The organism is Rhodoferax sp. UBA5149 (assembly GCF_002413825.1).
Taxonomy (GTDB): Bacteria; Pseudomonadota; Gammaproteobacteria; order Burkholderiales; family Burkholderiaceae_C; genus Rhodoferax.
Window position 1 is genome coordinate 93,463 of record NZ_DHXT01000097.1, and the last position, 13,839, is coordinate 107,301.

Annotated in this window: 16 protein-coding genes; 3 read left to right on the plus strand and 13 right to left on the minus strand. The window is 58.6% G+C overall.

Annotated features, from left to right (window positions below; translation table 11 throughout):
• Positions 1-6: 6 nt before the first annotated feature.
• The 7 genes from B3V69_RS08730 to flgB are packed head-to-tail and all read right to left on the minus strand — an operon-like array spanning position 7 to position 5,170.
• A complete protein-coding gene (locus tag B3V69_RS08730) occupies positions 7-732 on the minus strand; it encodes a flagellar basal body L-ring protein FlgH (protein ID WP_296445666.1) in 726 nt (241 codons plus the stop codon).
• Positions 733-740: 8 nt separating this feature from the next.
• Entirely contained in the window at positions 741-1,523 is a 783-nt protein-coding gene (gene flgG, locus B3V69_RS08735) for a flagellar basal-body rod protein FlgG (RefSeq protein WP_296445668.1), read from the minus strand.
• Positions 1,524-1,577: 54 nt separating this feature from the next.
• A complete protein-coding gene (locus tag B3V69_RS08740) occupies positions 1,578-2,318 on the minus strand; it encodes a flagellar basal body rod protein FlgF (RefSeq protein WP_296445670.1) in 741 nt (246 codons plus the stop codon).
• A 38-nt stretch (positions 2,319-2,356) separates the two neighbouring features.
• Positions 2,357-3,565, minus strand: coding sequence for a flagellar hook protein FlgE (gene flgE, locus B3V69_RS08745; RefSeq protein WP_296445673.1), 1,209 nt, complete (start codon positions 3,563-3,565; stop codon positions 2,357-2,359).
• A gap of 29 nt (positions 3,566-3,594) precedes the next feature.
• Positions 3,595-4,275 (minus strand): flagellar hook assembly protein FlgD, encoded by a 681-nt coding sequence (locus B3V69_RS08750; protein WP_296445675.1) that lies wholly within the window; start codon positions 4,273-4,275, stop codon positions 3,595-3,597.
• A gap of 17 nt (positions 4,276-4,292) precedes the next feature.
• Complete coding sequence (gene flgC / locus B3V69_RS08755; protein ID WP_296445677.1) at positions 4,293-4,697, minus strand: flagellar basal body rod protein FlgC; 405 nt, start codon at positions 4,695-4,697, stop codon at positions 4,293-4,295.
• A 26-nt stretch (positions 4,698-4,723) separates the two neighbouring features.
• Positions 4,724-5,170: a flagellar basal body rod protein FlgB gene (gene flgB / locus B3V69_RS08760; RefSeq protein WP_296445679.1), complete on the minus strand. Its 447-nt coding sequence runs from the start codon at positions 5,168-5,170 to the stop codon at positions 4,724-4,726.
• Between the two features lie 181 nt (positions 5,171-5,351).
• Between flgB and flgA the strand changes: the two genes are divergently transcribed.
• The 3 genes from flgA (at position 5,352) to B3V69_RS08775 (ending at position 6,938) form a co-directional block, all read left to right on the plus strand.
• A complete protein-coding gene (gene flgA / locus B3V69_RS08765; RefSeq protein WP_296445681.1) occupies positions 5,352-6,104 on the plus strand; it encodes a flagellar basal body P-ring formation chaperone FlgA in 753 nt (250 codons plus the stop codon).
• A gap of 96 nt (positions 6,105-6,200) precedes the next feature.
• A complete protein-coding gene (flgM, locus tag B3V69_RS08770; RefSeq protein WP_296445683.1) occupies positions 6,201-6,527 on the plus strand; it encodes a flagellar biosynthesis anti-sigma factor FlgM in 327 nt (108 codons plus the stop codon).
• Between the two features lie 123 nt (positions 6,528-6,650).
• Positions 6,651-6,938: a hypothetical protein gene (locus tag B3V69_RS08775; RefSeq protein WP_296445686.1), complete on the plus strand. Its 288-nt coding sequence runs from the start codon at positions 6,651-6,653 to the stop codon at positions 6,936-6,938.
• Between the two features lie 91 nt (positions 6,939-7,029).
• Here B3V69_RS08775 and B3V69_RS08780 read toward each other — a convergent pair whose 3' ends face one another.
• From B3V69_RS08780 to B3V69_RS08805, 6 genes are all read right to left on the minus strand, one after another.
• On the minus strand, positions 7,030-7,746 hold the full coding sequence (locus B3V69_RS08780) for an RNA polymerase sigma factor FliA (protein WP_296445687.1): 717 nt from the start codon (positions 7,744-7,746) through the stop codon (positions 7,030-7,032).
• Complete coding sequence (locus tag B3V69_RS08785) at positions 7,746-8,390, minus strand: hypothetical protein (RefSeq protein WP_296445689.1); 645 nt, start codon at positions 8,388-8,390, stop codon at positions 7,746-7,748. The genes B3V69_RS08780 and B3V69_RS08785 overlap by 1 nt, the downstream gene beginning before the upstream one ends.
• A 103-nt stretch (positions 8,391-8,493) precedes the next feature.
• On the minus strand, positions 8,494-9,936 hold the full coding sequence (gene flhF, locus B3V69_RS08790; RefSeq protein ID WP_296445691.1) for a flagellar biosynthesis protein FlhF: 1,443 nt from the start codon (positions 9,934-9,936) through the stop codon (positions 8,494-8,496).
• Positions 9,933-12,026, minus strand: coding sequence for a flagellar biosynthesis protein FlhA (gene flhA / locus B3V69_RS08795; protein ID WP_296445693.1), 2,094 nt, complete (start codon positions 12,024-12,026; stop codon positions 9,933-9,935). Before flhA ends, flhF begins: the two co-directional genes overlap by 4 nt.
• The gene (locus B3V69_RS08800) at positions 12,023-13,180 is read right to left on the minus strand and encodes an EscU/YscU/HrcU family type III secretion system export apparatus switch protein (RefSeq protein WP_296445695.1); all 1,158 of its coding nucleotides are present in this window, start codon (positions 13,178-13,180) and stop codon (positions 12,023-12,025) included. Before B3V69_RS08800 ends, flhA begins: the two co-directional genes overlap by 4 nt.
• A gap of 117 nt (positions 13,181-13,297) precedes the next feature.
• Positions 13,298-13,839 (minus strand): protein phosphatase CheZ (locus tag B3V69_RS08805; RefSeq protein ID WP_296445697.1); only part of this gene is annotated, 542 nt, incomplete at its 5' end.

Genomic DNA, 13,839 nt, shown 5'->3' on the forward strand with positions numbered 1-13,839 from the left:
ATAGCTTTAGAAGGGCAGAAAGCTGAAAAAGAACCGGGTTAACCAGCCAACTGTCTGCGCTTCGGCCTGTGCCCCCCGTCCTTTTGACTCGATACGGGCATTGGCGACCTGCGTCGAGTTGACGATGTTGCCTGGTTGCACCAGGGTCGGATCGATGGTTCCGGAGAATCGCAAGACATCCACATTCTGGTTCACACCAATTTGTTTTTCTCCTGTGACGACCAAGTGGCCGTTCGGCAAGACGTCCACCACGGTGGCGGTGATTGAGCCGGTGAAGGTATTGGCGCTGGCAGTGCCGCCCTTGCCGGAAAAATCGTTGGCCGATGAAGTGCCTATCCCGGCCTTCAGGTTGGCCAGGTCAAGAGGTGACACCAGCGGAAAGGCCGAGATGCTGGCAGAGCCGGATGTTGTGCGGTTCGCGGTTGAGTTGGAGACCTGGCTGGCCGTGACGTTCTCCGCAATTTGAATCGTGATGAGGTCGCCGACAGCGCGCGCACGGGGGTCTTCAAAAGCCGGTCGGTAGCTGGCTTTTTGAAAAAGGCTGCCGGTGTTGGATCGCGCCGATGAGGGCGTTGCGGCGATGGCGTGCACCGCTTTGGGCTCGGCGAAATCGACTTTCGCGGTTTGCGGCAACGATTCGCAACCGGCGCAAACCAGGACAAGCCCCAAAGAGAGACCGCAGCCTCGCAGCACTCGACCAAGCGGGAGCAGGCGCAAAGCCAGGGTGTTCATGAGGTGGCTCACAGCTGACCCAGCTTTTGCAGCATTTGGTCGGAGGTCTGGATCGCCTTGGAGTTCATCTCGTACGCCCGTTGGGTCTGAATCATCGTGACCAGTTCCTGCACCACGTTGACGTTGGATGTTTCGACAAAACCTGGCATCAATGCGCCAAGTCCGTTGGCGCCAGGCGTGCCGCTGTTGGGTTGACCGGATGCGGAGCTCTCTGCATAAAGGTTTTGTCCCTTGGGGTCCAGGCCTGCCGGGTTGATGAAGCTGGCCAGCGCGATGGTGCCAATTGCCTGTGGCGTCGTGTTGCCCGGAATCTGGGCGGTGACGGTGCCGTCGCCCCCAATGCTGATGCCGGTGGCGTTTGCCGGCACCGTCACGCCATTTGCAATCGGCAAGCCGGTGGCCGTGACCAAGCGCCCCTGCGAGTCGATCTGGAACGATCCGTCACGTGTGTAATTGGTGGTGCCGTCCGGCATGGTGACCTGAAAGAAGCCATTGCCTTGAATGGCGACATCGAGTTTGTTGCCGGATTGTTGCAGAGCGCCTTGCGCAAACGAACGACTGGTGGCCACGGTTCGCACTCCCAGACCAATTTGCAGCCCGGTAGGTAATTGGGATTGCTCAGAGCTGTTCGAGCCAGCCTGACGCAGGTTCTGGTACATGAGGTCTTCAAACACGGCGTTGGCCCGCTTGAAACCGTTGGTTGATGCGTTGGCCAGGTTGTTGGAGATCACGTCCAGCTGTGTTTGCTGGGCTTCCATGCCGGTTTTGGAGATCCACAGAGAGTTGATCATGATGGTGTCCTTGGCTTGTTCATTGAATTGAATGGGCGCAAACGCGTGGTTTGCTTAACCCTGCACGTTGAGCAGCTGGCCGGCTGATTTGTCATTGGATTCGGCGGTTTGCAGCAGACGCATTTGTGTCTCAAACTGGCGCGCGGTCTGGATCATGCCGACCATGGTTTCAATCGCGTTCACATTGGACCCCTCCAGCACACCCGCCGACACGCGGGCGTTGGTGTCGTTGGGCAAGGGGTCGCCTGAGGTGGCTCGGAACAGACCATCGGTGCTCCGTTTCAGCGGGTCGTCGGTGGTGGGGGTTACCAGCTTCAGGCGTCCGACGCCGGTGGGGGGCTGGTTGCCCACCTTGGCGCTGAGATTGCCGTCGAAACCGATGGCGACTTCCGCGCCGGTGGGAACGGATATGGGGGAGCCACCGTCGGATAAAACCGTCAGTCCATTGCTGGTGAGCAAGGTGCCGTCGGGTGACACTGCAAACGATCCGTTGCGGGTGTAGGACTCGGTCCCGTCCAGTCCCTGGACAGCAAACCATGAGTTGCCGGTGGCCATGGCGTCCAGGCTGCGCCCGGTTCGTTGTGCTGATCCGGGCGTATCCAGATGGCCGGCGGTGGCCTCCACCGCCAACACGCGCGTGGGCGCGCCGTCGCCGCGCACGGGTACGGCACGAAAGGTGGACAACTCAGCCCGAAAGCCATTGGTGGAGGCGTTGGCCAGGTTGTTGGACAAGACCGCCTGACGCTGGGCGGCCGCGTTCGCGCCAGACATCGCGGTGTAGATAAGATGATCCATGGCGGGTCCGGTTCAGGAGTTGGTTAGGTCAATGCAGATCAGCGCAGGTTGACCAGTGTTGACATGATCTGATCCTGCGTTTTGATCGTTTGCGCGTTGGCCTGGTAGGCCCGTTGCGCGGTCATCATATTGACCAGCTCTGCCGTCAAATCAATGTTGGACTCTTCCAGTGCACCCGACGTCAGCACGCCAAATTTTCCTGCGCCCGGCGAGCCTTGCACGGGCTGTCCCGAGGCATAGGTTTCAATCCAGTTTCCGCCGCCGGTGGGGGAAAGCCCCTGGACATTTCGGAAGTCGGCCAAAGCGACCTGCCCAGCCGCTTGCGTCTGGCCATTGGAGTAGCGTGCAGTGATGACGCCATCGACACCAATTTTGAGGCCGATCAGCTCACCGGACGTGTAGCCGTCCTGTGTCAGGTTGGATACGGCAAAGCCAGCGCCAAATTGAGTCGCTTTGCTGACATCCACTGTGACGGGAAAGGGGGGGACGATGCTGGGGGCAGGCGGTGTCAGAGTCAGCGCGCCGACCGTGGAGCTTGTCAGTGCGCCGCTGGCGTCGAACACCAGCGAGCCCACGGTGGCGCCGGCTGGGTTTTGGTAGACCGCCCACTCGTCCGTTCCTGCCGTCACCGGAGTTACCTTGCTGAAATACAGATTGACGGGAACCGGGACGCCTTGCGAGTCATAAGCGGTCATTGCCGTGCCGTAAGTGGTTGCTATGGGGCTCACCACGGGCAGGATGGGTGCACGTGCGTCCAGATTGAATTCCGCTGTAATAGCCGCCGTCTGCTTGGCGCCGATGGGGGCAGCAGTGGGAAGTTGCAGGGGCTGGATCGTGGTGCTGGTTGGAACGCCTTTAATGTCTGTCGGATAACCCATCACGTTAGCGCCCTTGTTGGTGACGACATTGCCCAGCTTGTCAAGCTTGAACTGGCCATCCCGCGTGTAGGCCGCGGATTTGTCGGGAAGGCGCAACTCAAAAAAACCGCCACCATTGATGGCAACATCAAGGTCGTTGCCGGTGATATTGACATTGCCTTGGGAAAACAGTTGGGACGTCGTGGCCAGCTCAACGCCGATGCCTGCGCCGCCGCCGCTTCCTGAACCGAGGGAGGCCGCGACAATATCCGAAAATTCAGCACGCGAGGACTTCATGCCAACGGTGTTGGCGTTGGCAATGTTGTTGCCGATCACGTCGAGGCTGCGGCTGGAGGCGTTCAAGCCAGAGAGAGCTGATTGAAATGACATGGTGTTTTCCTTTGGAAGTGCGCTGTTGTCTAGAGAATTGCCTTGATGCTGTCATAGGCCACGGCAGTGCGTCCTTGCAGCTGTACCGTCATGGCGCCGTTGTCGCTGCCGACCGAAACGACTGTGTCGCGGGCCAGTGATGTCGTTGCGACGGCCTGGCCGGCCAGGGTGGCGGTCACGCGAAAACTTGGTGCGCCGACGTCCTTATAGGATGAAGAATCCCAGTCAAAAGATTGCCGACCCGCTTCCAGCGGACCCATGTTGAAGGTATCCACAACCTGACCCCCGGGTGACAGGATCTCCACTTTCACAGCGTCCGCCTTGCCACTCAACTCAATAGCACCGCTGGCCACGCCTGCGTTATTGGTCAAGGTGTTGCTTGCAACCAGCACACCATGTCCCACCATCGAGGAGCCTTGCAGCACCTGCATGGATGTGAATTGCGTCGCCATGCTTTTCAAAGTTTCGTTGACCTGCTGAATGCCCGTGACGGTATTGATCTGCGCCATCTGGCTGGTCATTTGTGCGTTGTCCATCGGATTCATCGGATCCTGGTTGTTGAGCTGCGCGACCAGCAGCTTCAGAAAACGATCCTGTGACGCGGCCGTGTCAGTGGCTGCCGTCGAGGTGCTCGACGGAGTCGTGCTTGTCGCGGCGGTTGACGTGGTAGCGGCAGTCGCGGCGGTGGCGGCAGTTGTGGCGGAAAGCATGGGGAGGTCCTTTGAATTTACTGACCCATTTGCAGGGTTTTGAGTAGCAGGGTCTTGGCCGTGTTCATGACTTCGACGTTGTTCTGGTATGAGCGCGATGCGGAAATCATGTTGACCATTTCTTCCACCGGATTCACGTTGGAATGGGTGACGTACCCTTCAGCGTCGGCGGAAGGGTGGCTTGGGTCATGCACTTTGCGCAGCGGCTCATTGCTCTCGCGGATGGCGGAGACCCGCACACCCGATGAGGCATCCGAGCCCATGGGTGTCGTCTCAAACACCACTTGCCGACCTTTGTAGCCTTGTCCATCGGGGCCCGCCACGGCGTCCGCGTTGGCCAGGTTGCTGGCTACCACGTTGAGGCGCTGTGCCTGCGCGCTGATGGCACTGCCGGATACATTGAATATCGAGAACATGGACATGGAGGATCTCCGCAGGTGTACCAGGCTTACTGGCCCTGAATGGCGCTCAAGATTGTCTTGGAGTAGCCGTTAATGAAACGAAGAGTCGCCTCGTAGCGGACTGAGTTGTCAACAAAATTGGCCCGCTCGCGGTCAAGGTCAACACTGTTGCCGTCAAGGCTGGGCTGGGTTTGAGCGGCGTAAGCTAGCGTGGACGCGCCGCCCAGGGTCCCAATGGAGCCGCTAGACAGAGGGATGTGATTGGGGTGCGTCGTGCCGTTGCCGCCGCCGTCTTGGAGGCTGTTGCTGAGACTCAGGCCGCCATTCAAGCCGCCGCTAGCATTGTTCATGGCGTCTTTGAAATTCAGATCACGGGCCATATAGCCGGGTGTGTCGGCGTTGGCAATGTTGCTGGCTATGATGCGCTGCCGTTCAGCGCGCAGCACCAGGGCCTTCGCATGGAAGTCCAACCCACTGGTCATATTTGCGAACATGAAGCACCTCAACTTTTGGTTATCTGACCCTACGGCGGTGGCTATAGGCTTCGATATGCGGCAATTATGGGAATTACTTAAATTTTCGATGCCTTTAATAACGGGGGAATCCGCCGTTACTTGCGTGTTTTATGGCATGCGTGCCTGTCTATAGTCACGGTGACAAGACTGTAAGGCTGCCATGTTCAACAAGTTCCCCAACCCTATCCACCGGCTGCCCGCAGCATTCGGTCTGGCCGCGGCCTTCTGTTTCACCCTGGGTGCACCTACACAGGCGGCTGCTCAGGTAGCAGGCGTGAGGCCTGAATTCTTCGACGCCACACAGCGCTGGCTGGATAACGCAGTTTCAAGTGTTCGCCCTTCAGGGACGGCCCCGCTTCGCATGGAAGTCACGGTCGGCGAGCTGGATAGTCGGCTTCGACTGGCGCCGTGTGCAAGGGTGGAGCCCTATATTCCGGTGGGGACGAGCCTGTGGGGGAAAACCCGGCTGGGTCTGCGCTGCCTGGAGGGTGCCGCCAAATGGAATGTTTTTCTGCCTGTGACCGTCAAGGCTTATGGTGCCGCTTGGGTTATCAAGGGCAATGTGGCTCCTGGCGCCGTTTTGACTGAGGCCGATGCAATCGAAACGGAGGTCGATTGGGCTGAGGATGCCAGTCCTGTCGTTTCCAACCCATCGCTATGGGTCGGGCAGGTGGCGTCAAGGGCGTTGACAACGGGGCAAGCGTTGCGGCAGGGGATGATCAAACCGGCGCAGGTTTTCCAGGCCGGGACCCAGGTTCGTGTTGTCGCGCGGGGGTCCGGATTTCAGATTACTGCCGATGGGCAGGCACTGTCGGCTGGCGTGGTGGGGCAGTCTGCGCGGGTCAGAATGGACAATGGACGGGTGATGTCAGGCGTTGTACTGGATAACCGTACAGTGAGGCTGGAAATATGAGATCTTCCCATCGCTTGCAAATAAGGCTAAAGCCCGCCAGAATTTGGCCGATAGTAATCGTACGAGGCTACATTTATAGTAGTTTTGGAGAGCACGATGAAAATAGGTCAACCTTCAGATAATCCAATCCCGGTCAATACGACCGCTTCGCCTGTGTCCCCCAAGGGCGGTCAGAACGCGAGTTCGACGGCCAATGCCGCCGCAGCAAAGAGCACGCAGTCGGCGGGTGTCGCCGTCACCGTGTCCACGTTGGCGCGTACGATGAGCGCGGCCAAGTCGGGCGAAACAGCAGATATCGATACGGCAAAAGTCGAGTCAGTGCGGTCGGCCATTCAGCAGGGCACTTACGTGGTGAACCCGGCAGCCATTGCCGATAAATTGCTGGCCAATGCCCAGGAAATGCTCGATCGCACCCGTGGCTGAGCCTGAGTCGATTATTTTATAAGTCCAATGATGTTTCCCGCTCACATAGAAAATGCACTGATTGACGTTGAACTTCATTTCAACGACGTGTCGGCTGCACTTGTGAGTGGCGAGCCACTGGCATTGGCGACTGCCAGCGCCACGCTGCGGCAAGCCGCCCTAGATATTTCTGGATTGCTGCAAGGCCTGGCGCCCGCTGATCTCAAGAACAAAAACTTGAAACTGCGCTTGAAAAAGATTGCTGATGGCATGGCCGTCCAACGGCAGAGCCTGATCCGTCGAACGGTGTTGGTTGAGATGGCCTTGAACGCCATAGTTCCAGCCACCCGTGATGCAACCTATGCGAAAACCAGCGGACCCTACGGGAGCGCCGGCAAGCAAACAGGCGCATTCAAATATCTGGCTGCCTGAGCCAGCTTGTCTGCCCAGTCTGAGCCGGGCTATTCCATCGAATTAAGTTAGATGCACGCACGCCTTCAGTTGCCACTGAAGGCCTTGGCGTTTAGTGCGCCCGCATCTTGGCCCGCAGCCGGGCAATGGATTGGCTGTGCAGTTGGCAAATACGTGACTCCGTCACATCGAGCACTGCCGCTATCTCCTTGAGATTCATGTCCTGCTCGTAATACATGCTCATGATGTATTGTTCGCGTTCTGGCAGATTCTTGATGGCGGCTACCAAAGCCTGCCGCAAGCGCTGGTCGCGCAACATATTCATCGGGTCCGCGTCTTCGTCACCCACGTGGCGGTCCAGGAAGCTGTCCTCGTCTTCGTTGCCACGGGCCATGTCTTCCAGGTACACGAGCTGCGTCCCCCGAACTTTGCCAAGCAGGGTCTGATAGTCGGCGAGGCTCAGGCCCAGGTCGGTCGCAATTTCGCTTTCCAGTGGTGTGCGTCCCAGCTGGTGCTCAAGCCGGCGTAACGCCTGTTCGATTTCTTTCTGGCTCTTCCGGGAACCGCGAGACATCCAGTCGTTACCGCGCAGTTCGTCCAGCATGGCGCCGCGAATGCGCTGAGTGGCAAAGGTTTCAAACTGAACGCCCTGCGCCGCCTCATACCGGGTCAAGGCCTCGGACAAGCCGATCAGACCCACCTGGATCAGATCATCGACCTGCACATTCGCGGGCAACTTGGCCATCATGTGGTAGGCCAGCCGACGAACCAGCGGCTGGTACTGCTTGATCATGGCGTTGCGGTCCAGTTGTCCATTGGCGTTGTACATCAATTGCTCCCCACAAAATGGTGACGGTGAAGCGGCATGGCATTTTCAAGAAGTCGCAAGGCAAGTCTGTGCATATCGTCGGATCGGCAGTCGTGCGCGATCATAGGGCGCACGGCTAGCGAATCAAGTCGGTAGTCCAAAAAAGTCATGGCACATTCCTGCAGATTTCGTACTGGTGAGTTGCGTGCCGTCGAGGTGTCCGGGAAGGGCGCAGTCTCTATGGAAGCAATGGTAGGGTGGAGTCTGGCGTTTAGCAACAGTTGCTTGAGTGCTTGGTAGGCCGTCACAGATGACATTTTGACAGGGCACACGGTGAGTAAAGGCTCAATGCCGCTGCCCGGCAGCAGACGAGTCAAGACATCGACGCGGGCGTAGATGAAAATGACACCAAAGCTCTGAAACAGGCCGCCCAGTGGGTCCAATGGAAGCCCCCGCTCCGGGGTCTGAACGCACAGCCGTTGCAGTCCAGTCGCCGCCGGTATCACGGACCACGACGAGGGCTCACTATTCTCGGCACCCGGCAGATAAGCGTCGTCCAGAAGTTGATCGAGCCCCGGGTTGGCGGCTGATTCGACCGTGGTTGCGTCCAGCACGGCGACCGGGTAGCCAAAATCGACCAACGTGGCGCACAGGCTCCACAGCAAGGGCAGTTCACCTTGCTGGTTCCCGTGACTGGCCATCGCAATGACACGAGGCGCGGACTGCGACGCAATGCTTCGCAGCCCGGCCCCCTGGTTGACGCACATGTCAAGCATCGAGTCTTCCTGGATGCGATGGGGTGGATTGGGTAAAGAAGAAGCCCAAATCCGCAGCCGTGGGATCGAAAGCAGATCTGGCCGGCGAGCGCATGGACATGCGAACCAGTTTGGCGGCGTCAGCCGATTCCCAGTCCTCGGGCACTTTCTGGCCCATGGTGACACCCCGCAAGACCAGCTGGTGGCGAATGGCTGCATCCAGAGCGGGCCCCAGTTTGGCGGCTTCGTCGATTTTGGAGAGAACCGCTTGTTGAACGCCATTGGACTTGAATGACGAAACCACATCGTCCAGCGTGTCGCCGTGACCGCCAGCGTTGAGCACCAGCAAACGGTTGACGCCGGGTAAATCCAGTACGTCCAGCATGCCCCGCTTGCGCGGGTCGTTCGGCGCCAGTCCGGTGGTGTCAATCAATACCATTTTCTTGTTGCCCAGCAGGCTCAACAGATCTTGCAGGGCCGCGCGGTCATGCGCGAGATGGGCTACCACGCCCAGCATGCGACCGTAGGCCCGCAATTGCTCGTGTGCGCCGACGCGATAGGTGTCCAGGGTGATCAGCCCGACGCTGCTGGGGCCGTGTTTTCGCGCACACAGGCCAGCCAGTTTGGCGGCCGTGGTGGTCTTGCCAACGCCGGTCGCGCCCACCAGTGCATAGGTTCCCCCCTCTTCGTGCAAAGGACGAGACGTCGCGTCAGTTTTAAGGTTGCGCTCCAGAACGTCCATGACCCAGCGCACGGACTCGGCTGCTCCAATTTCTTCGGGCAAGCGCTCAAGAATAGTCCGTGCCAGTGTGGGTGAATAACCAGCACGAATCAGTTTGAGCATCAAATTTGACTGAATGGGGTTCTGGCGGGCTTGCCCAAGCCAGGTCAGTGTGTTGAATCGGTCTTCAATCAAGGCTTTCATGGCGTGTAGCTCGTCCACAATACCCTGGGACATCGCAGGCGCTGGCACCGGGGCCATCGCCGCAAGTGGCCTTTGTACCGGAATGGCTTTAAGTTGAGGTGGCGTCGCAAGTTGGACGGGCGCTACCCGCACACTCCCTGTCGTCGGGCGGGGTGGTGCCACGTCCTCGGTCACCGCCACCTCTGTTTGGCCCGTCAAGGCTTCATGGCGGCGGCGCAGCATCCGTTCGCGTACATAGTCCTGAAACGACAGCGTGCTCATGGCCAACTGTGTGGCGTCATCCTCCACCTGGTTTCTTGATTCGGCGGCGCTTGCAGGCGACTGTCGGCTTGGGGGCGTCTGAGCTTTGGCTCGGTTGGCAAATGAGTCCGAGTGGTCCAGTGCCGTCAGCGTGTCTTCGGCCGTTGCGACCACCTCAACACCGGTTGCCGTGGGGCGGTTGGACAAAATCAGGGTGCCGTCACCAAAAGCGAGTCGCGCCTTGGCAAGAGCCTCGCGGGAAGTCGGTGCAGTAAAGCGTTGGATGTTCATGATGATGCGCCTCGGAGTATCGGACCTATACGGATGGTGTGGGATTCAGGGATTTCGCTGTGAGCGAGTACCTGAAGCCGTGGCGCTACGCGACGTACCAGCCGGGCAATAGCGCTGCGAATTTGGTCTGGCACCAGCAGGCAGGCCGGAATGCCAATTTCTTCCTGCTTGAGTGCAACTTCGGCCGCGGTACGGGTAAATATGTCGGCCACACCGGGATCCAGCGCCGGCCCGGTAGCGTTGCCAAGCGCTTGTACCAGAAGGCGCTCGAGGGCCGGATCAATGGCGATGACGTTGAGTTCCCGCGCCGGACCGTAGATTTGCTGCACGATGGCCGGGGACAAAGCAATCCGCACACGCCGCGCCAACTCCGCAGGGTCTGTCACCGTGCCTGCGTGTTCGGCCAGGGATTCGATGATGGTGCGGATATCGCGGATGTGCACAGACTCATCCAGCAGCAGTTGCAGGACCTTCTGGAATACAGCGATGGGTACCATTTTGGGAACTACTTCTTCAATCAGTTTTGGAGCCAGTTTGCTCACATGTTCAACAAGTTGCTGGGTCTCGGTCCGGCTCAGTAATTTCGACGCCTGGACTTGCATCAAGTGTGACAAATGGGTGGCCATGACAGTCTCGGAATCAACCACGGTAAACCCGGCCATTTGCGCGGCTTCTTTCTGGCGTTCGTCGATCCAGTGCGCGGGCAGACCAAAAGCCGGGTCCGTGGTGGCGGTGCCGATCAAGGGCGTCGTAATGCCGCCTGGATTGATGGCGAGGTACATGCCGGGAAATGCCTCGCCTTCTCCTGCAATGACCCCGCGCAGGGTGATGCGATAGCCGCTGGGTTTGAGCTCCAGGTTGTCTCGCACGTGAACCGCTGGCGGTAGAAAACCGACCTCCTGGGCGAATTTTCGGCGCACGCCTTTGATACGGGTCAGCAGGTCACCTTGACGCTTCTTGTCTACCAGCGAGATTAGTCGATATCCCAACTCAAGGCCCAACTGGTCAACGGGCTGCAGGTCATCCCAGGATGCTTCGCCGTCAGACGTAACCGCAGTCGCAGCCGCAGCCGCAGCCGCGTCAGGGTCGGGCGGCAAGGGCTTGTGCGCAAGTACCCAGGCGCCATAGCCGAGTACCAAAGAGATGCCAATAAATACGACGTGCGGCATGCCGGGAATCAGGCCAAGAATGCCCATGATGGCAGCGGTAATGCCCAGCACACGCGGCGAGATGAACATCTGTTCAACGATCTGACGACCCAGGTCGTGATCCTTGCCCACGCGCGACACCACCATGGCCGCGGCCACCGAGATCAACAAGCCTGGAATCTGCGCCACCAGCGCATCGCCCACGGCCAGCAAAATATAGGTGTCGGCTGCCTGCGAGGCCGTCAAACCGTGTTGCAAAACACCCACCATAAAGCCGCCAAAAATATTGATCAACAGAATCAAAATTCCGGCCACCGCGTCACCGCGCACAAATTTGGAGGCACCATCCATGGAGCCAAAAAAGTCGGCCTCCTCCGAAACCTCGGCACGCCGACGTTTGGCCTCTTTTTCATCAATCAGGCCGGCATTCAAGTCCGCGTCCACGGCCATTTGCTTGCCTGGCATGGCGTCCAGAGCGAAGCGGGCGGAAACCTCGGCAATACGTTCCGCGCCCTTGGTCACCACCACGAAATTGATGACCACCAGGATGGAGAAAACAATCAGACCGACAGCGAAGTTTCCGCCAATAAGAAAGTGACCAAAGGCTTCAATCACCGCGCCGGCCGCGCCGGCACCGGTATGGCCTTCAAGCAGTACGACGCGGGTGGATGCCACGTTGAGCGACAGCCGCATCAGCGTGGTGAGCAGCAGCACGGCGGGAAACGCGGCAAAGTCGAGCGGCCGAATCATGTAGGCCGCCACCATCATCACCATCAAGGCGACTGAGATATTGATGGTGAAGAAGGTGTCCAGCATCCACGTCGGCAGCGGTAACACCATCATGGCCAAAATGGCCACGACCAGCATCGGTGCGGCCGCGCCTTGAATCAACCGCCCGTTGCCGCCAAACCATTGTTGCAGGGCTTTGAGTTGTGTGCTCATGGTGCGGGCGCGCTGGCGATGACCTTGGACAAGGGATCAAGTTCAGGCGGAACAAAGGGTTGCGGTGGCTCGCCCGGCATGGGGCCGTCGCCGCGCATGGCCGCTTTGAGCCGGTAGATATAAGCCAGCACTTGGGCCACGGCGGTATACAGGCTAGCAGGGATGTCCTGATCCAGCTCTGCATTCGCATACAGGGCTCGCGCCAGCATGGGGGACTGCAATACCGGGATTGAATGGTTTTTGGCGATGTCCCTGATCTTCATGGCGAGCAGGTCGGCTCCTTTGGAGATCACCTGGGGTGCGCGCATGGTTTTTTCATCGTATTTGATGGCCACGGCAAAGTGGGTTGGGTTCATGAGAACGAAGTCCGCCTTGGGCACGGCGCCCACACTGTTGCCCTGTGAAATTTCGCGTTGTCTTTGGCGCAACTTGCCTTTCATCTGGGGGTTGCCGTCTGACTCCTTGTGTTCCTGCTTTACTTCTTGATGAGACATTTTCATCTTGGACTTATGCAAGAAACTCTGAAGCGGCACATCCACCATGGCAACCACCAATATCACGAGCAGCAGCAGACCCATACCCGCCGTCAGCCACTCAGTCAAGTGATGGATGGCTGCGGTTGAGGGTTGCAACACCAGGTTGGCGACGGTGTGAATGCTGGAGCTCAAGTACGTTGTACCCAGTGCAATCAGCACTGCGGTGATAAACGTCATCTTCAGCACTTCAGTCAATTTGTCCTTGGTGAACATCCGGCCGAAGCCCGTCAACGGATTCAGGCGGCTGAAGTCGGGCATGACTGGCTTCAAGCTGGTTACCCAACCGCCGACGGCCACGGTGCTCAACATCACCACAGCGGTCGTGATGGCGGCAAAAATCACACAACCCAGCAGGCCGACCGTCGCCATGTCCTGCAGTCGGGTCAGCATGGCGTCCGGATGCGCGACAGAGGTGGCGTCGAAGGAGAGTTGCTGACCCAGGTGGACCTTGAGCCGGTCAAACATCACCGGCGCCAACGTCATCAAGCTCAGGGCGCCGGCTCCCAACACGGCCAAATGCGACAAGTCCCGTGAGCGTGTCACTTGCCCATCATCACGCGCTTTTTGAAGCTTCCTCTCGGAGGCCGGTAAATTGCGATCTTGACTGCTTGATTCCATGGTGGGGAGACTGTTAAGTTATCCCCATTGTCGTAAGGCGACGTGCTAACTAAAGGCCGATAAGACGGCGTTTAACCCGCCACTTTCGGACGGTTTCAACTGCAAATGCTGAACGGTTCAGAACCCCAGGCTTGCCAATAGATCGTCGACTTCAGATTGGCCCGTCACCACATCAGGGTTGCCCTCGGGGTTGACCACCGGGCCTGACAATACAGGATGGTGGTTAGCCGCCGGAGTCGGCGGTGATGCTTTGACAACAGCATCCGCCGGGGCGGTCTGAATCAGCAATTGAACCAGTTGCTCTTCAATGTTGGCGGCCAGATTGACGACTTTGGCGATGACCTGACCTGTCAGATCGTGAAAGTCCTGCGCCATCATGATTTCGGTCAAATGCGCGTCAGTTTGTTTGGTCGACTCTTCAACGCCGGTCAAGAAATTCATCACATGGCCTTTGGCCACTGCCGCTACCGGGTCTTTGACAATCAACGCGCCAATACGCCGGGTTTCCGATGCAATGTGATCCTGTTGCGCCTTGGCCTGGTCGACCAGATTAAGTACTTTTTCTGCGGCCTCGCCGGTCAGTCGTGCAATATAGGAGAGGCGACTTTTGGCATCAGGGAGTTCGTCCGCCCAGCCCTTGACCTTGTCAGTCAGACCCA